This window comes from Pedobacter hiemivivus, from assembly GCF_005144565.1.
Classification (GTDB): Bacteria; Bacteroidota; Bacteroidia; order Sphingobacteriales; family Sphingobacteriaceae; genus Pedobacter; species Pedobacter hiemivivus.
Genome location: NZ_SWDX01000013.1, coordinates 41607 through 68345, shown reverse-complemented (window position 1 = coordinate 68345; position 26739 = coordinate 41607). Strand labels below are relative to the sequence as shown.

20 protein-coding genes are annotated in these 26739 nt (G+C 38.1%); 13 read left to right on the top strand and 7 right to left on the bottom strand.

Annotation, left to right across the window (positions count from 1 at the left end; genetic code table 11):
- Positions 1-11: 11 nt before the first annotated feature.
- The 3 genes from idi (at position 12) to FBD94_RS23335 (ending at position 5305) form a co-directional block, all read left to right on the top strand.
- Positions 12-539 (top strand): isopentenyl-diphosphate Delta-isomerase, encoded by a 528-nt coding sequence (idi, locus tag FBD94_RS23345; RefSeq protein WP_131610645.1) that lies wholly within the window; start codon positions 12-14, stop codon positions 537-539.
- A 16-nt stretch (positions 540-555) separates the two neighbouring features.
- Positions 556-1743: an enoyl-ACP reductase FabV gene (gene fabV, locus FBD94_RS23340; RefSeq protein WP_136882021.1), complete on the top strand. Its 1188-nt coding sequence runs from the start codon at positions 556-558 to the stop codon at positions 1741-1743.
- 118 nt (positions 1744-1861) lie between these two features.
- A complete protein-coding gene (locus tag FBD94_RS23335) occupies positions 1862-5305 on the top strand; it encodes a pyruvate carboxylase (RefSeq protein WP_136882020.1) in 3444 nt (1147 codons plus the stop codon).
- A 20-nt stretch (positions 5306-5325) separates the two neighbouring features.
- On the opposite strand, the gene FBD94_RS23330 is transcribed toward FBD94_RS23335, so the two are convergent.
- Entirely contained in the window at positions 5326-6129 is an 804-nt protein-coding gene (locus tag FBD94_RS23330) for a DUF4350 domain-containing protein (RefSeq protein WP_136882019.1), read from the bottom strand.
- Positions 6130-6488: 359 nt separating this feature from the next.
- On the opposite strand from FBD94_RS23330, the gene FBD94_RS23325 reads away from it, so the two are divergent.
- Positions 6489-7928 carry an MFS transporter gene (locus tag FBD94_RS23325; protein WP_136882018.1) on the top strand — a complete coding sequence of 480 codons (1440 nt, stop codon included), beginning with the start codon at positions 6489-6491 and terminating at the stop codon, positions 7926-7928.
- A 32-nt stretch (positions 7929-7960) separates the two neighbouring features.
- The gene (locus FBD94_RS23320; protein ID WP_136882017.1) at positions 7961-9586 is read left to right on the top strand and encodes an NADP-dependent glyceraldehyde-3-phosphate dehydrogenase; all 1626 of its coding nucleotides are present in this window, start codon (positions 7961-7963) and stop codon (positions 9584-9586) included.
- Between the two features lie 103 nt (positions 9587-9689).
- Here FBD94_RS23320 and FBD94_RS23315 read toward each other — a convergent pair whose 3' ends face one another.
- Positions 9690-10145 (bottom strand): hypothetical protein, encoded by a 456-nt coding sequence (locus FBD94_RS23315; RefSeq protein WP_136882016.1) that lies wholly within the window; start codon positions 10143-10145, stop codon positions 9690-9692.
- A 134-nt stretch (positions 10146-10279) separates the two neighbouring features.
- On the opposite strand from FBD94_RS23315, the gene FBD94_RS23310 reads away from it, so the two are divergent.
- The 4 genes from FBD94_RS23310 (at position 10280) to FBD94_RS23295 (ending at position 17110) form a co-directional block, all read left to right on the top strand.
- A complete protein-coding gene (locus tag FBD94_RS23310; RefSeq protein ID WP_136882015.1) occupies positions 10280-10834 on the top strand; it encodes an RNA polymerase sigma factor in 555 nt (184 codons plus the stop codon).
- A 131-nt stretch (positions 10835-10965) separates the two neighbouring features.
- Positions 10966-12033, top strand: coding sequence for a FecR family protein (locus FBD94_RS23305; protein ID WP_136882014.1), 1068 nt, complete (start codon positions 10966-10968; stop codon positions 12031-12033).
- A gap of 259 nt (positions 12034-12292) precedes the next feature.
- A complete protein-coding gene (locus FBD94_RS23300; protein WP_235884629.1) occupies positions 12293-15493 on the top strand; it encodes a SusC/RagA family TonB-linked outer membrane protein in 3201 nt (1066 codons plus the stop codon).
- Positions 15494-15511: 18 nt separating this feature from the next.
- Positions 15512-17110 carry a SusD/RagB family nutrient-binding outer membrane lipoprotein gene (locus FBD94_RS23295; protein WP_136882013.1) on the top strand — a complete coding sequence of 533 codons (1599 nt, stop codon included), beginning with the start codon at positions 15512-15514 and terminating at the stop codon, positions 17108-17110.
- Positions 17111-17176: 66 nt separating this feature from the next.
- Here the strand turns inward: FBD94_RS23295 and FBD94_RS23290 are convergent, their stop codons facing one another.
- Together FBD94_RS23290 and FBD94_RS23285 are read right to left on the bottom strand one after the other, a co-directional pair.
- Positions 17177-18205 carry a phosphotransferase enzyme family protein gene (locus FBD94_RS23290; RefSeq protein ID WP_136882012.1) on the bottom strand — a complete coding sequence of 343 codons (1029 nt, stop codon included), beginning with the start codon at positions 18203-18205 and terminating at the stop codon, positions 17177-17179.
- A gap of 76 nt (positions 18206-18281) precedes the next feature.
- Positions 18282-19304 carry a LacI family DNA-binding transcriptional regulator gene (locus tag FBD94_RS23285; protein ID WP_136882011.1) on the bottom strand — a complete coding sequence of 341 codons (1023 nt, stop codon included), beginning with the start codon at positions 19302-19304 and terminating at the stop codon, positions 18282-18284.
- A 216-nt stretch (positions 19305-19520) separates the two neighbouring features.
- Between FBD94_RS23285 and FBD94_RS23280 the strand changes: the two genes are divergently transcribed.
- Both FBD94_RS23280 and FBD94_RS23275 read left to right on the top strand, forming a co-directional pair.
- Positions 19521-20876 (top strand): Gfo/Idh/MocA family protein, encoded by a 1356-nt coding sequence (locus FBD94_RS23280; RefSeq protein ID WP_136882010.1) that lies wholly within the window; start codon positions 19521-19523, stop codon positions 20874-20876.
- 541 nt (positions 20877-21417) lie between these two features.
- Positions 21418-21747, top strand: a complete 330-nt coding sequence (locus FBD94_RS23275) for a helix-turn-helix domain-containing protein (RefSeq protein ID WP_131610658.1) — start codon at positions 21418-21420, stop codon at positions 21745-21747.
- A gap of 74 nt (positions 21748-21821) precedes the next feature.
- Here FBD94_RS23275 and FBD94_RS23270 read toward each other — a convergent pair whose 3' ends face one another.
- Both FBD94_RS23270 and FBD94_RS23265 read right to left on the bottom strand, forming a co-directional pair.
- Positions 21822-22472, bottom strand: a complete 651-nt coding sequence (locus FBD94_RS23270) for a beta/alpha barrel domain-containing protein (RefSeq protein WP_136882009.1) — start codon at positions 22470-22472, stop codon at positions 21822-21824.
- Between the two features lie 43 nt (positions 22473-22515).
- Positions 22516-23511, bottom strand: a complete 996-nt coding sequence (locus FBD94_RS23265; protein ID WP_136882008.1) for a sugar kinase — start codon at positions 23509-23511, stop codon at positions 22516-22518.
- A 174-nt stretch (positions 23512-23685) separates the two neighbouring features.
- Between FBD94_RS23265 and FBD94_RS23260 the strand changes: the two genes are divergently transcribed.
- Positions 23686-24507, top strand: a complete 822-nt coding sequence (locus FBD94_RS23260; RefSeq protein ID WP_136882007.1) for an SDR family oxidoreductase — start codon at positions 23686-23688, stop codon at positions 24505-24507.
- 21 nt (positions 24508-24528) lie between these two features.
- Complete coding sequence (uxuA, locus tag FBD94_RS23255; protein WP_136882006.1) at positions 24529-25704, top strand: mannonate dehydratase; 1176 nt, start codon at positions 24529-24531, stop codon at positions 25702-25704.
- Here uxuA and FBD94_RS23250 read toward each other — a convergent pair.
- Positions 25701-26735 (bottom strand): LacI family DNA-binding transcriptional regulator, encoded by a 1035-nt coding sequence (locus FBD94_RS23250; protein ID WP_131610663.1) that lies wholly within the window; start codon positions 26733-26735, stop codon positions 25701-25703. The genes uxuA and FBD94_RS23250 overlap by 4 nt on opposite strands.
- Between the last annotated feature and the right edge of the window lie 4 nt (positions 26736-26739).

The following is a 26739-nucleotide window of genomic DNA, read 5'->3' as shown; positions in this document are numbered from 1 at the left end:
ATTAATAGGTGATGAAGGCTGAAGAAAGTGTGATACTTGTTGATGAAAATGACAACGAAATAGGTGTAATGGAGAAAATGGAGGCACACATCCAGGGTAAGCGTCATCGGGCATTTTCAATTTTTTTGTTTAATAAAAAAGGGGAGTTGCTGTTACAGAAACGTGCTGCAGATAAATACCATTCTGCTGGCAAATGGACAAACACCTGTTGCAGTCACCCTAGACCAGGGGAGGCAACTGAGGATGCCGCAAATAGGCGATTAGGGGAAGAGATGGGGATGGAGGCTGATATTTCTAAAGCTTTTAGCTTTTTATATGACACCGAAATTATGCCGGGAATTACAGAGCATGAGTACGACCATGTATATATAGGGATAACTGATGTGCTGCCTGTTCTAAATCCTGCCGAAGCGTCGGCTTATCGGTATGTCTCCATGAAAGATTTAGCTGATGAGTTAAATGCTGAGCCAGATAAATATACCAAATGGTTAAAAATTTGTTTCGAAAAAGTGATGGAATGCCATCGTAAAATATTCTAACTTAAAAAAATACTATATGATTATTGAACCTAGAATGCGTGGGTTTATATGCCTTACAGCGCATCCAGATGGATGTGAACAAAATGTAATCAATCAAATTAATTACGTGAAATCCAAAGGAACCATTGCTGGTCCAAAGAAAGTGCTGGTTATTGGTGCTTCTACAGGATTCGGTCTGGCTTCCAGAATCACGAGTGCTTTTGGCGCTGATGCGGCTACGATTGGTGTTTTTTTTGAAAAACCATCTGCACCTGGTAAACCTGCTTCGCCAGGATGGTATAATAGTGCTGCATTTGAAAAACATGCCCACAAAGCTGGCTTGTATGCTAAAAGTATCAATGGTGATGCTTTTTCAGATGAAATTAAACAACAAACGCTTGATTTGATTAAAAATGACCTGGGTCAGATAGATCTTGTTATTTACAGTTTGGCTTCGCCAAAAAGGTTGCACCCTAAAACTGGTGTTGTACATAATTCCGTACTAAAACCGATTGGGGACAATGTTTTTACGAATAAGACTGTAGATTTTCATACCGGAGTTGTTTCAGAGGTTTCGATTTCGCCTGCTAATGAGGAAGAAATAGAAAATACTGTTGCTGTGATGGGCGGTGAAGATTGGGAATTGTGGATTGATGCGTTGAAAGCTGCCGATTTGCTTGCAGAAGGCGCTACAACGGTAGCTTATTCTTATATAGGTCCTTCATTAACTGAAGCTGTATATAGAAAAGGAACTATTGGTAGGGCTAAAGATCATTTAGAAGCCACAGCGTTTACCATTACTGATAAATTAAAAGATATCAACGGAAAAGCCTTTGTTTCTGTAAACAAAGCACTCGTTACACAGGCAAGTTCTGCCATCCCCGTAATTCCACTTTACATTTCATTACTTTATAAGGTGATGAAAGAAAAAGGCATTCATGAAGGTTGCATTGAACAGATTCAACGCTTGTTTGCGGAAAGATTGTATACTGCTGAGGAAACGCCAATTGATGCAGCTGGAAGAATCCGTATTGACGATTGGGAAATGCGTACTGATGTTCAAGAAAGGGTAGCTCAATTATGGACAGAAGCCACAGCAGAGACTTTACCGCTTATAGGCGACCTTGCTGGTTATAAAAAAGATTTTTTAAATCTCTTCGGCTTCGATGTAGCGGGAATTGATTATGAAAAGGATGTTAATGAAATGGTAGAAATGCCTGCTTAATATGCCGTTTTTAGGGCTTTATAGTGTATATTTTACACTATAAAGCCTTGATAATAAATGCATTTAGATGCGGCGCTTTCAAAGTAATGTAATATTTTTGGGCAAAACACTAAAGCCAATGAATATTAAGAAAGTTCTAATTGCCAACCGGGGTGAAATTGCCATTCGCATAGAGCGTGCTTGTAGCGAATTAAACATTCAGACAGTCGCGATTTATACTTATGAGGATAGGTACTCGTTGCATCGGTATAAAGCCGACGAAGCTTATCAGATAGGTGAAGACCATGAACCACTCAAACCTTATCTTGATATAACTGCCATTATTGAAATGGCAAAATACAGTGAAGCGGATGCCATACATCCAGGCTATGGCTTTTTATCCGAAAATGAAGAATTCGCGAAGAAATGTGCTGAAAATGGCATCATTTTTATCGGTCCAAGACCAGATGTGATGTTGGCCCTTGGCGATAAGGTAACAGCAAAAACGGTTGCCAAAAAGGCCGGATTACCCATTATAGAGAGCAACGAAGCGGATTTAACATCCCTGGAAATTGCACTCGCCGAAGCGCAACGAATTGGGTATCCACTGATGATTAAAGCTGCATCAGGTGGCGGTGGCCGGGGTATGCGGATTGTAAGGGATGATGAACAATTAGAAAAGGGCTTTTTTGAAGCCCGTAGTGAAGCGAAAAATGCTTTTGGTGACGATACGGTATTTCTGGAAAAATTTATTGATCGCCCAAGACATATTGAGGTACAGATTGTAGCGGATAATCATGGCAAGGTATTACACCTTTATGAACGTGATTGTTCTGTACAGCGACGTTTTCAAAAGGTTGTAGAAGTTGCACCTTCTTTAAATTTAACGCAGCAAACCAGAGATAAACTATACCATTACGCTACTTCAATAGCACAGGCGGTAAAATATAATAATGTTGGAACGGTAGAGTTTTTAATCGATCAACAGGAAAATATCTATTTTATTGAGGTAAACCCAAGAATCCAGGTTGAGCATACGGTTACGGAAATGATTACCGGTATTGACCTGATCAAAACTCAACTGTTTGTGGCTGATGGTTATCATCTTTCAGACCCAGAGATTGGTTTAAAGAATCAGGAAAGCATTATGTGCAATGGTTTTGCGATGCAATGTCGCATTACTACAGAAGATCCTGCCAATGGATTTAAGCCTGATTACGGAACTTTAATTACCTATAGAAATGCTACGGGGTTTGGTATCCGACTGGATGAGGGCAGTACTTATCCCGGAATGAAGATCAGTCCTTTTTTTGATTCGATGTTGGTAAAAGTGAGTACCAGCGGTGCTACTTTAGAAGATGCTTCGAGAAAGATGAACCGCGCTCTTCGCGAGTTTAGAATCAGAGGGGTTAAAAACAATGTGCAATTTCTTGAGAATTTAATCAACCACCCAACATTTATCCATGGTGAGGCTACCGTTAATTTTATACAGGAGCATCCCGAGCTTTTTGAATCTAAGAAGCGATTAGATAGAGGAACAAGGATTTTAACCTACCTGGCTGATGTATCTGTAAATGGAAACCCCGACGTAAGGTTTGTAGACGAAAATAAGCGCCTGGAAAAGCCAGAAGTACCAGCTGTAGATCATTATAGCCCATATCCTAAAGGAACAAAAGATCTTTTAACGGAATTAGGTCCGGAGGACTTCTCTAAATGGCTTAAAGCTGAAAAGAAGATTCACTATACAGATACTACGTTTAGAGATGCGCATCAATCCTTATTGGCTACGCGCATGCGTACCTATGATATGCTTAAAGTTGCAGAAGGATTCGCCAAGCATCACCCACAAACCTTTAGCATGGAGGCATGGGGCGGTGCAACTTTTGATGTGTGTTTAAGGTTTTTACATGAAGACCCATGGAGACGACTGGAGAAACTACGTGAGGCTATGCCTAATATATTGATCCAGATGTTAATCAGAGGTTGCAATGGCGTTGGATATGCTGCTTATCCTGATAATCTGATCGAATCATTTGTAGAGAAAAGCTGGGAAAAGGGAGTCGATATCTTCAGGATATTTGATTCGCTAAACTGGATGGAGAACATTGCGCCTTGTATTGAAATGGTACGCAAGAAAACCAAAGGCTTGGCCGAAGGTTCATTGTGCTATACCGGAGATATATTAGATCCCAAACGGACTAAATATAGTCTGGAGTATTATTTAAAGCTTGCCAAAGACCTGGAAAATGCTGGTAGTCATATTTTGGGTGTTAAAGATATGTCTGGTTTGCTTAAGCCTTATGCTGCTAAATTGTTGATAGAGGCTTTAAAGGATACCGTTAAGATACCTATTCACCTACATACTCATGATACATCTTCCTTGCAGCCAGCTACTTATCTGATGGCTATTGAAGCTGGTGTAGATGTAATTGATTGTGCATTAGGTTCGTTATCAGGTACTACTTCGCAACCTAATTTTAATGCGATAGTAGAAATGATGCGCTTCCATGAGCGGGAAAATCCTTACGATCAAACCTCATTAAATGCTTATTCCAACTACTGGGAAGCAGTAAGGGAATATTATTATCCATTTGAATCTGGCCTAAAATCAAGTTCCGCCGAGGTATATCAGCATGAAATTCCTGGTGGTCAATATTCTAATTTAAAGCCACAAGCTATTGCACTTGGATTGGGAGATCAGTTTGAATTGATTAAACAACGATATGCGGATGTGAATCAGCTTTTTGGTGATATTGTGAAGGTTACGCCAAGCTCTAAAGTGGTAGGCGATATGGCTCAGTTTATGGTCGCCAATCAAATCACTCCTGAAGACATATTTACGCGTGGAGAGCAACTTTCATTCCCTGAGTCTGTGGTTTCCTTCTTTATGGGAGAAATTGGCCAGCCTGAAGGTGGTTTTCCTGAAGCACTTCAACGTATTTTATTAAAGGGAAAAACGCCTTTTACAGATCGTCCGAATAGACACCTGGCTCCGCTTAATTTGGAATTGGAATATGAAGCCTTTAAAAAGGAGTTTGGGGACGACCTAAGTTATACGATGTACCTGGCTTATAAGTTTTATCCTAAAGTGACAACCGATGCCATAAAGACCTTTAGATTATATGGTGATGTTTCTGTTATTCCGACGCGGTATTTCTTTTATGGAATGAAGCCCGGAGAGGAGACTACGATTGAGATTGCAAAGGGAAAAACTTTATTGGTTCGGTTACTTTCTATCGGCCCTGCCGATGACAATGGGATGCGTACCGTATTCTTTAAATTAAATGGGCAAACCAGAGATATTGAAATTCAGGACAGATCGGTTAAAGTTGTTAAACTAGAGAACCGAAAAGTGGATAAGGATATTATAAACCATATTGGCTCACCCTTGCAAGGATTGTTGTCAAAGGTATTTGTTAAAGCCGGCGATCAGGTTAAGAAGAATCAACCCCTTTTTATGATTGAAGCCATGAAAATGGAATCAAACATCTCTGCAATTGCAGATGGAGTTATAAAATCAATAACACTAAACGCCGGAACAATGGTAAACACGGATGATTTGGTACTTGAATTAGCAGATTAGTAAGGTTTATAAAATGGCTGTTAAAGCGTTTGCTTTTTCAGCCATTTTACCAATTCGATTGCACCGTTGTAATTCTCGTAGGTTGCAGGTATACGTGTACCATCTACATACTCATTGTATAACCATGGGTCGCCTACAGCAAATACGGTCCCTTTACCATATTTAGCGGTAGCGATAATCACATCATTTTGTTCGGTAATTAAGGCCTTTGCAGGTGGCCTAAGGCTAAGAATAGAAATCTCCTTCAAATAGAAAATTTTGGATGTAGGGAATACTTCATTGCCTGCTGGTACATGAACCTCTCCAATTTCAAGTTTTCCATTTTTAACCATATTCCTGCTTTTATTGGTAAAGGTGATTCCAAATTTGCCAGTTAAGTCGTTTAATTGAACAAGGTTTGTGTTTGAACTGTCGTTGGCAAATATCACCAGTACACCACCAGCTTTTACCCAGTCTGCAATGGCTTCGATATGATCTGGCGCAATCAGATTGGGGGTAGGACTTTCTTTAAGGTTATCCGGATCAACAATAATGTAAACATCGCTTCCTTTTAGGTTGGCGGAAGTAGGGGCTGCATCCAGGCTTTTAGTTTGAAATCCGGCTTTTTTAAATTCATCGCCCAGCATAGAAAAACCGTTTAAAGTTTGATCTTCCCAGGTATAATGGAATCTGTTTTCTTTTCCTGATTTATCCTTCTTTACTTCATGATTGTAGTAATAATCGAGTAAAACTGTTTTTTCCTGAGCATAATTCTCAGAAATATTTGCTGCAAAACAAATGAGGAATACTGCAGCACATTTAGGTAATGGGTTTTTAAGTTGCATGCCTAAATCTATGAAATTATTTTACACATCATTGAGGCCTTTTGTAGAAAAGATAATATAGTTTACTCCTTGGCCAAAAGAACATTAAACACGGCTCAACCACGATAACGATTGCGTAAATATTTTCTAATGAAGAGTGTTTTTACTTATAATTATTATGTAGAATTGCTTTCCGCCATGGGCTTTTTAAACGAGAATGGAGCCCTGGTAGGAAAGCAATACTTGATACGTAAAGAATTTTTGACACACGTAATTACGGGGAATTACATATATTGAGGCCCTAAATGATATCATTTAAGGTATTACGAGCTGAAAAACAAATTATTAATTACACAAAAGTTTAAATAAAACCAGATATAATGAACCAAGAAAAAATTGGAAAGTACAGGTGGACAATATGCGCGATGTTATTTTTTGCTACCACGATAAATTATTTGGATCGACAAGTTCTTTCGCTTACATGGAAAGAGTTTATTGCTCCAGAGTTTCATTGGACAAATAATGATTATGGTAATATTACTGCACTCTTTTCTATTTTTTATGCAGTATCTATGTTGTTTGCAGGTCGCTTTGTTGACCGTATGGATACCAAGAAAGGTTTTTTATGGGCTATCGGCGTATGGTCTATTGGTGCAGTAATTCATGCATTCTGCGGAATAGCAACATCAGGTATCCTTACAGGTGAATGGTTTGTAGGCTTTGAGGGGGCTAAAGAAGCAATTGGAAAGGTTAGTGATACGTCGCTAATTATCTCAACCAGTGTTAGTTTATTTATTTTTGCCCGTTTTGTACTGGCAGTAGGAGAAGCGGGGAACTTTCCGGCAGCGATTAAAGCTACTGCAGAATATTTTCCAAAGAAAGACAGAGCATTTTCGACTAGTATTTTCAATGCAGGAGCAACTGTAGGTGCGTTAGCAGCACCATTAACTATTCCTTTTATCGCAGCAGCCTATGGTTGGGAAATGTCGTTTATCATTATTGGTGCTTTAGGTTTTGTATGGATGGGCTTTTGGATATTTGTTTACCAAAAACCTGAAGTACATCCGAAAGTTAATGCTGCTGAACTTGCTTATATCCAGCAAGATATAATTGCAGATAGAAAGCTAGTGGATTACGTAGAAGTTACCACAACTAAAGTGTCATTTAAGGACTGTTTCAGATATAAACAGACCTGGGCATTTGCGGCAGGTAAATTTATGACCGATGGTGTTTGGTGGTTTTTCCTTTTTTGGATGCCTGCTTATCTAAGCTCTGTTTATGGTATGGATTCTACACAAAGTGCATTACCATTGTTTATACTTTACACGATAACCTTGCTTTCGATTATCGGAGGATGGTTGCCAACTTATTTTGTAGAGAAGAAAGGGATGAATCCTTATGCTGGTCGTATGAAATCGATGTTGATATTTGCCTTTTTCCCATTACTAGCTTTATTGGCCCAACCTTTAGGTTATATTACTTACTGGATTCCAGTTATCATTATTGGTATTGCAGGAGCAGCGCATCAGGCATGGTCGGCAAACATTTTCTCGACAATAGGTGATATGTTCCCTAAAAAAGCAATTGCAACTGTAACAGGTATCGGCGGTATGGCTGGTGGAATTGGCGCAATGATCATAAACAAAGGTTCGGGTGTATTATTTGATTATGCTGGTCAAAATCAAATGGTATTTATGGGCTTTAAAGGTGAAGAAGCAGGTTATTTCATCATCTTCTCTATCTGCGCTGTTTGTTATTTAATTGGCTGGACAATTATGAAAACCCTTGTACCCAAATATAGACCGATTACGGATTTATAACCAATAAATTATACCTAAATTAAATTACCTAAATGTTATTAAAAGATCAGCTTGATGCGATTTTTGTGGAAGAGAACCATATTCCACAAGAATTTAAATTAGCAGAAGAAGTACACCAACGGGAGTACTTAAGTAATGGAGAAATGCGGCCCTGGAATGGGGAGGTGCATGAAGTATTGTCGCCAATTTGTATTAGAACCGAGAACGGTTTGAAGCGAAAGGTGATCGGTACTTATCCATTATGTAGTGAAAAGGAGGCTAGCGAAGCGCTTGATGCGGCTGTTGCAGCTTATGATAACGGGAGAGGAGAATGGCCTACAATGAGTGTGGCAAATCGCATTCATTGTGTTGAGCAGTTTACCCATAAGATTATTGAAAAGAAGGCAATTGTAGTAAAATTGCTGATGTGGGAAATAGGCAAATCCTATGCAGATTCTGTTAAAGAGTTTGACCGTACTGTTGAGTATATTTATGCAACTATTGATGCCTTGAAAGACCTGGACAGACAATCGTCTAAGTTTAGCATTGAGCAAGGAATTGTTGCGCAAATCAGACGTTCGCCACTTGGAGTAGTACTTTGTATGGGCCCATTCAATTACCCTTTAAATGAAACCTTTACTACACTGATCCCCGCCCTGATCATGGGTAATACGATATTATTTAAACCACCTAAGCACGGTACTTTATTACACTATCCTTTATTAGAAGCTTTCAGAGACTGTTTCCCTAAAGGAGTGGTAAATACCATTTATGGCCGTGGAAATAAGATCATTCCTGATTTGATGAAATCTGGTAAGATTAATGTTTTGACCTTAATCGGTTCTAGTAAAGTAGCCAACGAACTTAAAAAGTTGCATCCTAAAGTAAATAGACTACGTGCTATACTTGGCTTGGATGCTAAGAATGCTGCTATCATCACCGCTAAAGCTGATATTAAGCTTGCAGTACAAGAAACTGTGCTGGGCTCCTTATCATTTAACGGACAAAGATGTACAGCACTTAAAATCATCTTTATACACCGTAGTCTTGCTGATGTATTTTTGAAAGAACTTTCTGCTGCTGTAGCCAAACTTAAATTTGGTATGCCATGGGAAGATGGTGTTGCTTTAACTCCGCTACCTGAGCCTCAGAAACCTGCTTATCTTAAAGAATGTATTGATGATGCGATAGCGCATGGTGCTAAAGTGATTAATGAAAATGGTGGTGAAACAGTTGAATCTTTCGTTTATCCGGCAATAGTTTACCCGGTTAACAAAAACATGAAACTGTATGCTGAAGAGCAATTTGGTCCAATAATTCCAGTTATTGCATTTGATGATCTGGAAGAGCCTATTCAATATTTAATAGAATCTACGCACGGACAGCAAGTTAGTGTGTTTAGCGATGATGATGTAGAAGTAGCTGCTCTGATTGATCCTTTGGTTAACCAGGTAAGCAGAGTGAACATCAACTGTCAATGTCAGCGTGGACCGGATGTATTTCCGTTTACAGGTAGAAAAGATAGTGCGGAAGGTACTTTATCAGTTGTAGATGCCTTACGTTCCTTCTCTATCAGATCATTGGTAGCGACAAAATTAAATGAAAGTAACAAGCATTTGATCAATGAAATAGTAGATAGTAACAGTTCTAATTTTCTGAGTACTAAATACCTTTTCTAACAATCGTATTATATGCTCATCGTCATCCTGAAATAAATTCAGGATGACGACTATTAAAAAAAACGCTGTATCACTCGAATGATACAGCGTTTTTTATTTCCCCTTATTGATCATCCTGATCCAGCTCTTCCTCTTCATCGATAATTTCCGGTTCCTTAAAGAACGTTAGCACTATTGGCACTAGAAAAGCTACATTAATGATGATATGAGGTAGAATGAGGTAGAATGTTGTTGTCTCTAAAAGCTTATCAACCAATATCCCTACAGATACTATAATTAATAAGGCATAAATCGCTGCCGCTATTTTTCGATTAGGTGCATATTTGATAAATACCCTGATCACAAAAATTGATATTGCAATTCCGAAAATAAACATGGCGTACCAAAAAATGTCAGTCGCCGTTAGCTGAGTCCATACATTTCCTTGAGTATGTTTAAACCTATTAAATTCAGAAATAGCAAATTTCGCCAAAATGAGATAGGCAAGACCCCAGAATATATAAAATCCTGCAGTAAATAGTAACCAGTGGAGAGTGAGCTTGAGTTTAGATGTATACATAATATCTATATATATGCCTGTAAATTAAACATTTTATATGAAATCCAATCATAGATTTTTAAATTAAGTACGCCTAATATCTGAATGTATTATTGATTTTTTTTCTTAACATTGCTTTTACCTAAACTAACCAAATGGATAATAAACTTGTGCATCATCTGTTGTGGGAGCGTTTGCGGATAGGAGATCATGATGCATTTTTTGATCTTTATAGAGCTCTCTATTATGATCTTGTGAATTTTGGCATACGTGTCTGCGGGGATGCCGAAACCTCTGGTGAAGCTACTGATTTGGTGTTTACCACCATTTGGGAGAAGCACCAACAATTAAATAGGGTAGATAACGTCCCAGCTTATCTCCGCACGTTTCTAAAAAGAAAGATTTTACGTTTACTGGAACGCAAACAGAAGATTAATGATGCGCTGGCAAATGCGGGTGCCGAAGGCGACTGGATGGAAATGTCGTACGAAGAATTTATCGTTAAGGTTCAAACCGATGAGCTTGTTCGGTACAAACTAAAGACAGCGCTACAAAAATTAACCTACCGACAGAAACAATTAATTCACCTCAAGTTCTTTGATGGCTTGAGTTATGAGCAAATTGCGGAACAAACCGAACAAACTATAAAAACAGCCTACAATACGGTTTACGACGCATTAAAAATACTTAGGAAAGAACTCAAAGATTAGAAATATTACAGCTTCTTAAGATAGCTATGCCATTAATTTCTTCCACCAAACCGAAGAAATAAAAAAAAAAGTAAAATTTTCTTAGGCAAAAAGGAAATTTTTAGGCACTGGTATTATAAAAGCCAAACATTATGATTGATCGTAGTCTTTTCAATATTGAAGACTTTCTAGTAGATAACACCTTCCAGCTATACTGCGCCGGCAAAGATAAACTTTGCGTCAGTTATTGGGAAAACTACATAAAAGCACATCCGGAACAAGAAGCCACTATTAATGACGCAAAGCGTTTATATGGAATCTTAAGTGGTCATAAGAAACCATTAAATAGCCAGGTTAACTTGATGCAGGAACGCATGGATTTTGATCAGAAAAGTTTTGCTGTTCAAATTCGCAAATCCTACACCTGGTTAAAGGTTGCCGCTGCAATTTTACTAATTTCAGGTATTGCGCTAATGTATTACAGCAACACAGTAAGCGTAAAACCAATAGCCAACTTAGTAACCAACTACAGTACAAATGGAGCAGAGCATAAAAAAATTACACTACCCGATGGTACAATAATTTTATTGAATGCCAAGAGTACGTTACTGCTAAATAAAAATTTCAATGTCAAAAACAGGGAAGTCACTTTAGTTGGTGAGGCATTTTTCGATGTAACGCACGATAAGAACAATCCATTTAAGGTAATTACCTCCGATTTTAATATTAATGTTTTAGGTACAACATTTAATGTGAAGGCCTATCCAGATGAGCCTACATCTGAAGCTGTGCTGATTAAGGGAATTATCGTGATGGAAGGTAGGGGGGATGGTGGTAACTCAATTACCTTAAAACCGAGTCAGAAAGTGATATTCTATAAAAATTTGCCGGTTTTGCCCAATATAAAACAATCAAGTCCTGTAGTAAAACGTCCGGAAATCACAATCAATAGCTATACAAAATCGAGTGATAGTACAATTGTAGAAATGGCCTGGACACAAAACCGCCTTGAAATTCAGGACCAGAGTTTTGCTGAGCTGAAAAAAACTTTAGAAAGATGGTATAATGTGGAGATCGTATTTACTGACGATGAAATAGAAAGGTACCATTTCACGGCAACATTTAAGAATGAGAATTTAGTAGAAGTATTACGTGCGCTTCAAAGTGCAGAACATTTTAAATATGAAATAAAAGGAAATAAAGTTATCATATCGAAATAAAAAATAAGGGGCAGTGTTGACGCACTACCCCCATTAATTTTTTTGATATAAAGCATGGCAGTTTATGCGCAAACAGATCTCTGCCAATTACTAAAGCAACCAAAAAAACAAAAATATGATTAATTCTTACTTAGTGCAAGAGTTCTTTAATTATAAAGTGCTCCTAAAATTCATTGTCATAATGAAATTAACGTGTATTTTCATTTTCGTCGCGTGTCTAAATGTATCTGCAACAGTCTTTTCGCAGCAAAAGATCTCTATGGATGTTAAGAAGACCAAGTTGAGTAAGGTGTTGAAAATCATCGAAGAACAAAGTGGATTTCATTTTGTTTACAGCTCGGCTAATGTTCCAGTAAATAAGGATGTGACATTAAGTGTTAAAAATTCACCGATATCGGAAATCCTTTCAACAATTTTTTGCAATACGAATTTAAAATACTCTATCTCGGATGCAGGTTTAATTGTAATCAGTCGTATTCAGGATATTAAAGTTACAGGTATTGTTAAGGACCAGTATGGCTCTGCACTTCCGGGGGCGAGTGTACGTATAAAAGGTAGTGCTGCTGGTACTTCAACTGATATCAATGGCAGGTTTAGCATTTTGGTACAGCCTAATGCAACCCTTGTGATTTCATATTCAGGCTTTGAAAGTAAGGAAATAGCTGTTAACAATAAAATAAACTTCGAGATAGAACTGGCCGAAGATACCAAGCTATTGAGTGAAGTTGTGGTTACTGCACTGGGTATTAAAAAGGAACGTAGGGCTCTAGGTTATTCAGTTACTGAGGTAAAGGGAGAGTCACTAACGCAAGCAAGAGAAAATAATGTAGCCAACTCGCTGGTGGGTAGAGTTGCAGGTTTAGACGTTAGTTCTACCGCTGGTGGGGCAGGTGCGGCAACAAGTGTAATTATACGCGGGGTTTCCAGTTTAAGTCAATCCAATCAGCCTTTATATGTTATTAATGGAGTGCCAATGGAAAATAAACCAGTGGGTTTGAATAATCTCAATCCAAATGGTAATTCGGGTAGCCAGTGGGACAATGCTCCAGATCTTGGTGATGCGATTGGTAACCTGAACCCTGATGATATAGAAACTATGTCCGTGTTAAAGGGGGCTGCTGCCTCTGCATTATATGGTTCAAGGGCAAAAGGTGGTGTGATTTTGATTACTACAAAGAGTGGAAAAGGCAACAGTATCGACTTTAACAGCAATTATGTTATAGAGCAGGTGATGGATCGTACCGACTGGCAGTATGTTTACGGACAGGGCGCTGATGGGGCAAAACCGATAACCGCCTTAGGAGCTGGACAAGTTGGTGGCTCAAGCTGGGGCGCAAAACTTGATGGTAGTAATGTAGTTCAGTTTGATGGCAATTCGAGACCATATACTGCTCAAAAGAATAATATTGAAGATTTCTACAGAAATGGAAGTACCTGGTCGAACACTATTGCCTTAAATAAAGCATTTGAAGGTGGTACAATTCGTTTTTCCGCTAATGATGTAAAGAACAATTCTGTGGTTCCTAATTCTGGTCTTGACAGGCAGTCGTTTAATCTGGTAGGTACTTTTGAGCCTATCAAGCGGTTAACTCTTGATGTCCGTACCAATTACATTTTGGAACAGGTGAAAAATCGACCAATGGTATCTGACGGTGCGGGTAATGCCAATTACAATGTTGCCTTTCTTCCAACCAGTATCAATGTGAACGACCTGAAACCATGGAAAAATGCTGCAGGGGCAGAGGTGCAGTACAATACTGGAAATACGTTTGCTACTAATCCTTGGTTTGCGGCCTATGAATTTATCAATAATACTAAACGTGACAGATTGATCAGTTCTGTTAATGCCCGTTATACTTTTGATAATGGATTGTTTTTGCAAGGCCGGGCAGGTAGGGATGCTTATACTGACAGTTATAAAAATGTAGTGCCATCTGGTACCGCTTATTACCCGGCAGGTAAAATTGCAGAACAGAAGACGAAATTTGCAGATGTGAACGCGGATGTATTATTGGGTAAGTCATTTGTGGTAGGAGGAAATTTAACCATAACACCAAACTTAGGGGCCAGCTACAGAAATACAAAGATTAACCAGCTTACTAATAATGGGACTGATTATGCTGTATTTGGTGTTTACAATATCTTGAACGCTAAAAATAAATCAGTAGGTTACACCGAAACTGAGGTAGAAACTCAATCTGCTTATGGTACATTGGAATTAGCTTATAAAGACATTCTTTATTTGACAGGTAGCGGAAGACAAGATTGGTTCTCTACACTTGCAACGCCAGGAAGAGACAATGATCCCAGTGTATTTTATCCTTCAGTAAGTGGTTCATTTGTATTTTCGGAAATATGGAAGCCACAATTTTTAAGCTTTGGTAAATTAAGAGCTGGTTATGCTGTCGTTGGTCAGGCAACAGATGCCTATCAAACTTTATTAACTTATGGTTTTAAAAGCGAAACTTTAAATGGTAACCCTCTGGGGATAATTAATAATCCGTTCATTCCTAATTCAAGTCTAAAGGCTTCTACAGCTAGCGAGCTTGAGATTGGTGCTGAGCTTAGGTTTTTTAATGACAGGTTAAGCTTAGATGCAACAGTATATAAAAAACACTCTAAAAAAGAGATCACCTATATCTCAACCTCTCCAACAACAGGTTATAACGGGGCCGTATTAAACGCTGGTGAAATTGAAAATAAGGGCGTTGAGGCCTTGATTTCTGGAGTGATCATTAGAAAAAATGATTTTAGGTGGACTTCATCTTTAAATGGGACTTATAATGACAATACCGTATTGTCATTAGCCCCAGGCTTAGATGTGCTTCCTATCGCTACATCACGCTCTGGAGCTGGATTTTTACAAAATATCCCAGGTAAAGCAGCAGCACAGGTTGTGGCTTTTGATTTTAAATATGATGCCAATGGCAATATATTAAAAGATGCGCTGGGCGCACCTGAAAGAGGTGCATTAAAAGCCTATGGATCTGCATTTAATAAATGGTTTGCCGGATGGAATAATGAATTTAGTTATAAAGGTGCAACGCTTTCGGTACTTATAGACGGTAAATGGGGGGGCAAGGTATTCTCTGCAACTGATTACTATGGTTATATTTTTGGTCTACATAAAGCTACTCTTGAAAACCGTGAATCATTAGGTACCACAGCGGCTAAGTTTTATGAAAACACCGCAAATAACGCTTCTCATATATTTGTTCAGGATGCTAGCTTTATCAAATTCAGACAATTGACATTGGGTTATAATTTTCCTGCTAAAATGTTCAATAATAGAATCAAAAGCTTAAATGTTAGCCTGGTTGCACGTAATCTATTCATTTTAATGAAGAAAACGGACAATATCGATCCAGAATCAAGCTATAACGCAACATTTCCAGGCTTAGAACTTGGGGGTGTGCCACCAGTTAGAACATTTGGTTTAAACCTTAGCGTTAAGTTATAATTTTTAAAAAACAGAAAAATGAAAACGAACAAATTCAATATATATATTCTGGTGGCTCTTGTTGGTATTTTAATGGGCACATCATGTACAAAAGATTTTAAAGAAATCAATACAAATCCAGTGGCTTACGGGCCTACGAGTTTCGATCCTAATTTTTTATTGACTTCAGCACAGTTAAATTATACAGGAAGTATTGATTTTGCTTACGATACCTGGAGAGGTAACCTGATCTATGCGTCTACGATGATGCAAGGCTTTTCGACCGTTGTAAGTTACTGGGCCGGCGATAAATACCTACTTAATGAAGGTTATACAGCGGCCTATTGGGGCACAAGTGCTGTTGGTGCATACATTGAACAGGTTAGACCGGTTGTTGATGTAGTGGAGTTTACTAGGGGTAATGCAAAATATGCAAATGTACATCAGGTGGCACGTATATGGAGGGCCGTTATCATGTCGCGTATTACAGATCTATACGGTGACATCCCGTACTCGGAAGCAGGTCAGGGTTATTATAAAAGCAGTTTCACACCAAAGTACGACAGTCAGCAAGCTATATACACAGACCTGTTAAAAGAAGTAGAAGAAGCAACAAATGCACTTAACGCAAGCGGTGATAAAGTGACAGGTGATGTGATTTTTTTGGGGAATATTGATAAATGGAAGCGATTCGGTAATACCTTACTATTGCGTCTTGCTATGAGATTGACGAAGGTTGATGAAAACACTGCAAAGGCTTATGCTCAGAAAGTTGTGGGCAAAACAATGATAAATAATGATGACAATGCCTTTGTGACTCATGATGTTTCAGGATCAAGAGTAACTCAGAATAGGAATAGCCAGGTTTTGCAAGGCGATGGTGGGCAAGAAAATTACTATACCAAATGGTCTAAAACGTTTATTGATTTGTTAAAAGGCGCTAATGATCCACGTTTAGGTAAAGTTGCCGTAACTCAATTGTATTTGACAGATGGAACAAAGCTCCAAAATCCAGCTTACATTACTAATCCTGCAGTTCAGAAGGGGATGCCTAATGGTAAAGATTTAAGTGGACAGGCAGGTAGGGATATTAGACAAGACGCTTCTTTTACTACTTTCGCGGATTACTCTTCTCCAAATCCAGGTATGATTAAAAAGAACGGGATAACTTTTATTTTAACCTATGCAGAAAGCGAGTTTCTGCTTGCAGAGGCCGCACAAAGATGGGGCATTGCTGGTACTCCTGCCCCACATTATAAAGAGGGTTTAAAGGCTGCAATTACTTTTTTGGGACAATATGATGCAACTCTTGCTATAACGGAAGGTGTTGCTGAAACATTTGCTACTGCAAATCCATATAATGCCGTAAACGGTTTGCAGATGATCAATACCCAATATTGGCTGCATACCAATACAATGCTAGATTTTTACGAAACATGGTGTAACTGGAGGAGATCTGGTTTTCCTGTTTTAACACCCGTGGTTTATCCTGGTAATGCGACCAATGGAACAATACCACGTCGCTTCCCTTATCCAGTAGAGGAAGCTGTTAAAAATGGAGCGAATCAACAGGCGGCTGCTGCTATTATTCCTGGTGGAGATAAACTAACAGGAAGAGTTTGGTGGGATAAACAATAACATCCTTTATTAATATCCTCTCTATAATTGCAAAAGGGCTTTTCATATTACATGAAAGGCCCTTTTTTACAGTTCTTTCTCCAGTTCCATATATGCTTTTAGCAGCTCAATTTGATTCATGGCTCTGTTGAAATTATGATCCTCATATTTAGCCCCATAATAAATATCATTCTGCAGATAATCGGCCAGGAAACGAATGGCCTGCATGTAGATTATAAACTTACCAGCATAAGTAAAATAGGTTTTCTCGGCTGCCGTCAATACCGATTCCATTTCTGACATATAGCCATCATATATAGCCTTAAAGAAAGGCTTTCTAATGCTAATCTTAGTTAAATCTGTTTCCTCTTCACTCGCTTCACACAAATAGGTTCTCATCATATCACCAACGTCACTGATGAAATAGCCAGGCATAACGGTATCCAAATCAATCACACATATACCTTTATTTTGACTATCAAAAAGTACATTGCTGATTTTTGTGTCATGATGAATTACCCTTAGTGGGATATTTTTATCACTTAAGATCTCAGAAAAAATGTCCACAATTCCCTGGTGATCCTTAATAAATTGAATACCATCAGCCGCTTTTTCTAATCTTTTTGCTGATGCCTTTTTGCAGGCTTGAGTAAATTGATCATATCTTAATATCAGGTTGTGAAAATTTGGAATGGTGATGTTTAAATCCTCTGCTTTAAAGCCGTTTAAGATCCTAGAGAACTTCCCAAATTGCTTTGCCGCTTCATACGCCTCTTCCTTATTTTGTAAGACATTGAGGGAAGTTGAGCCTTCTACAAAAGGGAACAACCTATAATATCCAGCATCATTATGTATTAAAGTTTGGCCATTTGTGGCTTTAACAGGTGATACAAAAAGATAATCAGGATTTTCTTTGCTCAAATAATCTCTAAGCAAAGTAAGGTTCTCATCAATGTCGGAAGGCTGCTTAAACACTTCGTTATTTACCTGCTGTAAAATGTAGTTTTTGTGATCTATATTTACTTTCCAGGTATGGTTAATCAAACCATCACCAAATGGCTGGACAATTGTTTTATCGGAATCAAAACCGTAGACACTTAAAATATTCTCGAACATGTGCTTCGTATACTAGTTGATAAACCAAACTTAAATATTTAAGTGGCTAAAAAGATGTGCAAACGTTTGCGCGAAATTACTTACGATTGCTCAATACCAATTCAGATTCGACCACAATATTAAAGTAGGCCTGTTCTGAACCAGACTCATTTTTTGGCTTGTTGATCAGATCTATCAATATATCGGCAGCTTTTTTACCTTGCTTATATGGAAACTGCTCAACAGAAGCTATTGGCGTATGGTCCATATAATTAATAATTGGGAGATTGGCATAGCTCACAAAATCCAGGTTAGTGAGTGCAATAGATTTGGCATATCGCATGGCAAATAAGGCTACATAATCATTAAACGTTACCACAGCAGTAGGTTTTCGTTTATGATTTAACAAGGTATCCATGGCTTTAATTGTACCATCTTCAGACAAATCGCAGCTTACAATAAGCGAAGGATCAAACTTTAACCGGTTTGCGGTCATCGCCCGGATATATCCTTCTTTTCTTTCATGAGTAGCGACAAGCGTACCTGGTCCATTAATCATACCTATGGTGCGATGTCCCTTTTTTAAGAGAAAATTCACCGCTTCGAAAGTACCTGTCTCCAGGTTAGAACTTACGTAGTGTATGTTTTTAATGGGAGGGATGCGATCAAAAAATACAATGGGAATGTTTAATTTTTTAAAAACCTCAAAATGTTCGTATGTACTGGTGGTTTTAGCTACAGAAACCAGTAAGCCATCAACACCTTGGGATTTCATTTTGGCTACAAGGAGTTTTTCTCTTTCGGCATCATCATGAGATTGTGCCAATAGCACAGTATAGTTCCGTTTATAGGCAATGTCTTCAATGCCGCTTATAGCAGTAGAGAAGAACGATTCGGACAATTCGGGTAAAATAACACCGATTACAAATGATTTGCCATGTAAAAACTGAATGGCCCGCTGATTTGGTTCGTAGTTAAGTTCTGCGGCCAATTTTTTGACACGCATTTTCGTAGTTAAACCGATACTAGAATGGTCATGTAATGCTCTTGATACGGTAGAAACTGAAATCTTAAGTATTTTGGCAATCTCCTTAATAGTGGTTGGTTTGTCCGGCATCATCTTCAAATATTAAAATAAACTTTAACATTTTAATAAAAAACTGCAATCAGTCCTAATTTTAAGGGGCAAATGCAGGAGATATCACGCAAACGTTTGTGTGTTTTTTTAGCTTTTAATTTATTGGGTTAGCTAGATAGTTCTATAACTTGGGGCTATTATTCATTTGTAGGAATAATATGCGTAGCTAAACTAAACACATAAAATGAACTAAATAATATGAACAGAAGAGAATTTGTTAAGAACAGTAGCATTACCGCTGCTGCTGCGACAGTTTTACCAAGTAATTCTTTATTTGCCAGTACCGGGGCTGATAAAATAAAAGTAGCAATGATAGGCGTAGGTTTACGTGGTCAGAACCATTTAAATCTGTTGTTAAAGAGATCCGATGTTGATTTGGTTGCTATATGTGATATAGATGATCGTATGTTGAGCAGTGCTAAGGCAATGATCGCTAAAAGCGGTAAGCCAATGCCTAAAATTTTTATGGGTGATGATTACGCTTGGAAAAAGATGTTGGAAACAACTAAAGGATTGAAGGCAGTAGTGATATCCACTCCATGGGAATGGCATAAAGAAATGATCATTAAGTCTATGGAATCAGGACTTAAATATATAGCCACCGAAGTTATCTTAGGTATTACACTACAAGATCATTGGGATGTTGTACAGGCAGCAGAAAAGCATGACGCGCATGTAATGATGCTTGAAAATGTTTGCTATCGCAGAGATGTACTCGCTGCTTTAAATATGGTAAGACAAGGCGTGTTTGGTGAAATCCTTCATCTGCAAGGTGGATACCAACATGATTTGAGAGAAGTTAAATTTAATGATGGTGTAAAACCTTATGGTGGGGGTGTAGAGTTTAATGAGAAAGGCTTCTCTGAAGCAAAATGGAGAACTAACCATTCCGTACACCGCAATGGAGATCTTTATCCAACGCATGGTATTGGTCCGGTTGCCAATTGTATTAACATCAACAGGGGAAATAAATTCCTTAAACTAAACTCATTTGCTACAAAATCAAGGGGATTACACAACTATATCGTGGAGAAAGGCGGAGAAAATCATCCAAATGCGAAAATTAATTTCCGCTTGGGTGATATTGTAACCACTACAATTGATTGCGCGAATGGAGAAACGATAATTCTGCAACACGATACCAATCTTCCAAGACCATATTCTTTAGGCTTTAGAGTGCAAGGAACTAAAGGACTTTGGATGGATGTAAATAAAAGTATCTATGTAGAGGGAGTGAGCAAACCACATCAATGGGATGCGCAAGATAAATGGTTGGCAAAGTACGACCACCCGCTATGGAAAAAGTATGGTAGTGATGCTGAAGGCGCTGGTCACGGTGGTATGGACTTCTTTGTTATACACGCCTTTATTGAAGCTGCAAAGCGTAACGAACCAACACCAATGGATGTATACGATGCGGCTGCATGGAGTGCAATTACGCCTTTAAGCGAACAATCTATAGAAATGGGTAATGAGACAGTTGACTTTCCTGATTTTACAAGCGGAAAGTGGATGTCTAGAAAGCCTATTTTTGCTTTAAATGACGATTATTAATCACATTTAACCTCAGTTTAATTTCTTCTTGTGTTTTAAACAAAGCCCTGCATGCTACGCTACGCAGGGCTTTTGTCATTTTTATTCACAAAACATCAAAAAACATTCCTGTTAACATTAACTTAACATTGAATATGCATATTTGCATATGTTTATAAATATTCTGGCGATTACATTTGTCCTGTTCGCACTACTTGCAGCATTTAAGATGGATACTTTTTTACAGGGCTTTCTGTTTATTCTCGCGTTGTGCGCAGTTTCTGCTTTACTATTCTTGTTTATCACTTTCCCCGGGCTTTCAGGGCTTTCGGTAGCTATAATACTCGCAGCTTTTATCTTCAGACAATCTAAAAAGTAAATTTCGATACACTTATATTCTGTGTGTATACCTTCCCTTTAAAGGATTATTGGATAATTATTTAATCTGAGAAATAGAATTTCGTATTTTATTTCACAATATTATAAGAATATTACAATATTTTATTAAATAATTCTTAATTTTATTATATAAAAAAGTTCACAAAGATATACTTCGTAAATTATGAAAACTTTAGGTGAAAAATTTAGGATCTTACGTCAAAAGATGGGAGTTAACCAAAAGGCAATGGCTGACCAATTGGAGATATCAATCCCGGCGTATTCAAAACTAGAAACTAGCATCACAGATCCAAACTTTAGCAGGATAAATCAAATAGCGAAGGTTCATGGTCTAACCCTTAGAGAATTCCTTGATATTGGGGAAGAGGGTGCTAGCGAACAAGAGCAGCTTATCCAGCAGCTAAAAGAAAAGATTACCACATTGGAAAATTCTGTGATCCGGTTACAGAGTAAATTGATTGACCTCTACGATAGAGAAGATCAAAAGAAGTAATTAAGGCTTTCAATAAATTTAAAGAACCTTGTCAACTTAACAGCTGATCAAGGTTCTTTAAATTTATACCTAAATTAACCTTTAACTAAGGTTATAAGCAATTGGCAACGTTCTGTTAGCCAATTATAATCTTTGGCATTTTCAGGTTGCTGAAACAATTTAGAACCAAAGCCTAAAGCAGTAACACCTGCATTTAACCAATTGTCAATATTTTCCTTATTTACATCAACACCACCTGTTGGCATAAATTTGAGATTAGGAAACAATGGCTTAATTGCTTTTAAAAATCCTATACCTAAAGTATCTCCAGGGAAAAGCTTAACCAAGGGTGCACCAAGTTCTTCAGCCAAATTAATTTCAGTAGGCGTCATACATCCCGGTACCCATAATATATTGTGCAAAGCTGTTATTTCGGCAAGATCTGCTCTTACAATAGGACTAACGATAAAATCAGCGCCAAGTTCGATGTAAGCTTCCGCCTGTGCTACTGTTTTTATAGTACCTATCCCAAGCTTCATATCAGGAAAGTGTTCATTTCTATAAGCTAATAATGCTTTAAAATTTTCTGGTGCTTTCGGTCCTCTGTTTGTGAATTCAAATACGCGAATACCACCGGCATAACTTGCCTTTACTACTTCTATACAGGTTTGAGCATCTTCATTATAATAAACCGGGATAACCGGATAGTCCTGAATGACTTTTAAAGGGTTTGTTTCTGTTTTCATCTGTATATGATTATTTTATCGTTACAATCTGTTGTTATTTTTATTAAATAGAGCCGTCACCAAAATCGCCTTTTACAAAAAGCTTTTTATAACCAGATGAGGTTGCCTTGTCTATAATCTCCTGACCATCATTACTGCTGGTTAATCCATAAATTAAACCTGCCATAAAAGCATCACCACTACCAATTCTATCCACAACTTCATTCGTTTCCAATATAGAAGAAATGTAATTGTTATCAGGTGTATGGTAAGTTCCATAAAACAAATTATGCTTAGGATTGTCCATAAACCGGAAGGTATTAGCTATATGCTTACACTGCGGGAAACGGTTGAAGACAGCTTTTGCCGAAGCATTGGCATGAATTGCATAATCTTCAGCAGAAGTTTGACGATCTAATTTTTCATCTACAGGGATACCAAGCATTTTATTTGCGGCCCAGATATTACCCATAATTACATCGCAGTACTCAACCAATTCAGGCATCACATCAATAGGCTGCTTTCCATAATCCCACAATCTGCTTCTATAATTTAGATCTACAGATATTTTTAATCCTTTTTTTCTTGCAGCGATTAGGGCTTCCTTACACACAGCAGCCATGTTTTCACTCAGTGCAGGGGTTAAAGCGGTCCAATGAAACCAGGTATGACCATCCAGTACCTTTTCCCAATCAATTGTTCCAGGAGTAAGGCTGCTAAATGAGGAGAATTTCCTGTCATAAACAACTTCTCCACTGGTTAAACCATTAGCTGAAAGCAAAAAGTATAAACCTAGTCTACTTCCTTGTAGTACAGTTTTAGTTGTATTTACGCCCAACTCTTGCAAAGCCTGAAGTGCATTGTTCGCCAATGCGTTGTCTGGTACACAACTTACATAAGCACATGGAATATTCCATTGACCTAATGAGGCCGAAACATTTGCTTCAGAGCCACCAGGAAATAAAGAAACAGTGTGATTTTTAGAAATAAATTGATCTTCAGTAGAACTGAACCGCAGCAGCAATTCACCAAACACCAATATGTTTTCTTGATTTAGCATATATATAATAATTTCAGATTGCAATAATACAGGTTCTTGCAATTAAATAGAAGTAAACTAATTTATTTAATAAATTTCAAACGATTTCGTAAATATTTAGTTCCGATTATTGACATCAAACATTAAATTTCATTAACATTGATAGAATTAATTAACCCATTTTAAATAGATTATATGAATAGCAAAGATCTGTTTTCGCTGGAAAACAAGGTAATCGTAATCACAGGAGCGACAGGTGTATTAGGAGAATCTTTTGCATTAGCCGTTGCAGCAGCAGGGGCAAAGGTTGCCATTCTGGGCCGAAATGAAGAGAAAGCCAATGAGCGTGTGAGAGCCATTACAGCAAATGGAGGTGAGGCGATTGCGGTGATCACAGATGTATTGAATGAAGCAGCACTAATAGAGGCTAAAAATCAAATATTAAGTACTTGGGGTACAATTGATGGATTGGTAAATGCAGCAGGTGGAAACATTCCGGGTGCAACTATCTCTCCTGATCAGAACCTATTCGATATAAATATTGCCGATACTCAAAAAGCAGTTGAATTAAATCTATTTGGTACAGTTTACCCTACACATGTTTTTGGACGGGTAATTGCCGAGAAAGGTAAAGGATCTATTGTTAACATCTCATCATTAGCGGCACAACGTCCTTTAACACGTGTTTTAGGCTATACAATGGGCAAAAATGCGATAGAAGGTTATACCAAATGGATGGCAGTTGAACTGGCGCAGCGTTACGGAGATAAAGTGAGGGTAAATGCATTAGCACCGGGCGTATTCTTAACAGAGCAGAACCGTTCGTTACTAACCAATCCCGATGGAACTTTTACAGATCGTGCACAACGCTTTGTAAACCATACTCCATTTGGCCGTTTGGGTAGTCCAGAAGAACTAAATGGTACATTAATTTATTTATTAAGTGATGCATCGGCCTTTGTAAATGGAGAAACCATTTTGGTTGATGGCGGATTTAATGCTTACAGTGGCGTTTAAAATTGATAACAACGATATAAAATGAATACAGCAAAACATAAGTTATTACAAACCTGGCGTTGGTATGGACCAATAGATCCAGTTAGTTTGCAAGATGTAAAGCAAGCAGGTGCTACAGGAATTGTTAGCGCATTACACCATATTCCGCATGGCGAGATATGGCCGTTGGAAGACATCATCGAAAGAAAAGCAATTATTGAAGCTGCTGGATTAACATGGGCAGTGGTAGAAAGTGTACCTGTTCATGAAGCCATCAAAACGCACAGAGCTGATGCAGATCACTATATTGAGAATTATAGAGAATCACTAAGAAACCTGGCTAAATGTGGCATCAAAACAGTATGCTATAATTTTATGCCAGTGCTTGATTGGACACGTACGCAATTGGATCTAACCATGGCCGACGGTTCAAAGGCGCTATATTTTAATTGGTTGGACCTTGCTGTTTTTGATCTTTTTATCCTGAAAAGGGAAGGTGCAGGTGCTGATTATTCTGATAGCCTGAAAGACAGGGCGAAAGAGCGTTTTGCTACGATGAATACTGACGAGCTAAATGAGTTGAAAATCAATGTACTGATGGGGATACCCAACGAAAAAGGAATTGAACTGGAAGCTTTACGTGCCAGTATCGAAGAATATAAAACCATTGGTAGAGAGGGACTAAAGAAAAACCTGGCTTATTTCTTAAATGGAATTGCAGACGTATGTGAAGAAACTGGGATAAACATGACCATCCACCCGGACGATCCACCTTATGCCATACTAGGTTTGCCTCGCATTGTGAGCACAAAAGAAGATTTAGTAGATATTTTGAGAAGTGTAGACAAACCTTTTAATGGTATTTGTTATTGTACGGGATCATTGGGTGCGGGCGTATCAAACAATCTTCCAGAGATATTTGAAGCGGTAAAAGAACGGGTATACTTCCTACACCTTCGTAATGTAACCAAGGATGCAGAAGGCAACTTTTATGAAGCAGACCATTTGGGTGGCGACGTAAATATGTATGAAATTATGAAAGCTGTTACTGCAGAAAATGCGCGTAGGGCAGAGCCAATACCATTCAGACCAGATCATGGCCACCAGATGTTGGATGACCTAAACAAAGTGACCAATCCAGGATATTCGGCAATTGGGCGTTTACGTGGATTAGCAGAATTACGCGGATTGGAACTGGGTGTTACCGGAAATTACTAAAGAGAATGAGGTTGCGATGAAGCTCTGACTTTAATATGGGTGGGTAGCATAATCGTCTCGTAACCATCGTCAAGGTTTTTTCTTTCAATCAGGGAGATTAGTTTCTCAGCAGCAAGCTGACCAATCTCGAAAGCTGGCTGATGTACTGTACTCAAAGCTGGGTTCATTGCATCAGCCAGTTCTGTATTGGTAAAGCCTATCAATGCCACATCGTCAGGGATTTTATAACCCAATTTATTCAACCATACTAAACATCTGGTGCTGATTTGATCAGTCGCTGTAAAAATAGCATCTGGCTTATCTGCTAAATTCATATAATATTTAATGGCCTGTTCGAGGTCTTCATTCAACTTGTTTGCATCCGTATAATTGCAGGAACGCAACAATTCAGGTCTGTATTTTATTCCACTATCTTCAAGCGCTTGTTTATAGCCGTTTAAACGGTCTGTAGCAATGCTAAGAATTGTATTTGTATTTAAGTGCGCAATGTTTTTGTAGCCGTTATGAATTAAGTGCATAGTCGCATCATAAGCACCCTTGAAATTGTCAGCGCCAACTTTATGTGTATTAACCTGATCAATTAAGCGATCAAAAAGAACTACAGGTAAACCTGAAGCCTGTAAAGAATTCAGGTAACTAAAGTTTATCGTTTCATAAGCCGGAGAGATCAGTATTCCATCAACGCCACCCGCATAAAGCAATTCAATACAGGCAGTTTCCAGTTTTTCGGATTCCTTGCTTTGCATGATAATGATCTGATAAGATTTATCACTACTCGCTTTATGTATTCCATCCAACATCTGGGAAATTACATTATTATCTAAAGAACATACTACAACACCAATAGATCTGCTTTTGCCTTCTTTTAGGCCCTTAGCCATTCTATTGGGTGAATAATGATGCTGTTTAGCATAATCTAAAACCTTTTTCTTCGTCTCGGAGCCAATTTCATGACTATCATTTAAAGCCTTTGAAATTGTAGAAATAGATAAATTAAGCGCTTTAGCAATATCTCTTAATGTAACGGTCATACTC